Annotated in this window: 1 protein-coding gene; it reads left to right on the plus strand. The window is 47.4% G+C overall.

Annotation, left to right across the window (positions count from 1 at the left end; all coding sequences use genetic code 11):
- The first annotated feature begins 80 nt into the window (after positions 1 to 80).
- A complete protein-coding gene (locus I2H74_RS24395) occupies positions 81 to 1,037 on the plus strand; it encodes an IS30 family transposase (protein ID WP_195576912.1) in 957 nt (318 codons plus the stop codon).
- Positions 1,038 to 1,047: the final 10 nt, after the last annotated feature.

Raw genomic sequence — 1,047 nt, forward strand, 5'->3', positions numbered from 1 at the left:
CAGCTAGAAAATAAAAAGGCCCATGTGAGTTTCGTGTAAAATGGGAGTTACCACACAACCATTCATACAGGAGAACTAACATGAGCTACTCTCATCTTAACATAATTGAACGTAGTAAACTAGAAACTCTACATCGACTTGGCTGGTCGACACGAGAAATTGGACGTGAACTAGGTAGACACCATTCCACCATCGCACGAGAAATCGAGCGCGGAAGTTCAGGCGAGACATACGAAGCCCAATCGGCAGAGCAAGCTTATCGCTGCCGCCGAACATCCAGTGCACCTGTTGGCAAATTTACGCCTGAACTTGCAAGCGAGTTGACCGAGAAGCTGATTCAGACTTGGTCACCGGAACAGATCGCAGAGAAGCGTCGAATAGAGAGCAAGCCCTTCGTCTGCTTCAAAACCATCTATCGATGGATATACGATGGACGGCTAGCAGCCGGTGATGTAAAGGTATTACGGCATAAAGGAAAGCGTCAGAAGCCTGTGGAAACTCGAGGGCGGTTCTTGGTAGGCACACCGATTAGCAAGCGCCCCAAAGAGATTCGCAAGCGTGAAACCTTCGGTCACTGGGAACGGGATACCGTTGTCTCTAGCCGTGGCAAAAGTAAAGCTTGTGTAGCCACTTTTATTGAGCGTAAGACACGGCACTACTTAGCCTTGAAAATACCCGATCGTACAGCCTATTCGATGGAGGTTGCCTTTGGTGTGGTTACCAGCCAATTTCCTCAAGCCGCCTTTCAGACCGCTACCGTAGATCGCGGGAAAGAGTTTGCTTGTTATGCCAATCTTGAGAACTTTCATCATCTCAAAGTTTACTTTGCAGATCCATATTCATCTTGGCAGCGAGGCTCAAATGAGAACGGAAATGGTCTTCTTCGAGAATTCTTCCCAAAGGGTCATGATTTTGCTTTGGTCACCGATGAAGATTTGGCCAAGGCTATCTTTCTCATTAATAATCGTCCTCGTAAATGTCTAGGCTGGATGTCTGCTCACGAAGCTTTCATGGATGAACTGTCGCACTTAGCTTGACAATCCGTCA

The organism is Paenibacillus sp. 1001270B_150601_E10 (assembly GCF_015558675.1).
GTDB lineage: Bacteria > Bacillota > Bacilli > Paenibacillales > Paenibacillaceae > Paenibacillus_B.

Excerpts from the sequence above, each read along its gene's own strand:
- I2H74_RS24395 (WP_195576912.1), top strand. The coding sequence starts at position 81 with ATGAGCTACTCTCATCTTAACATAATTGAACGTAGTAAACTAGAAACT.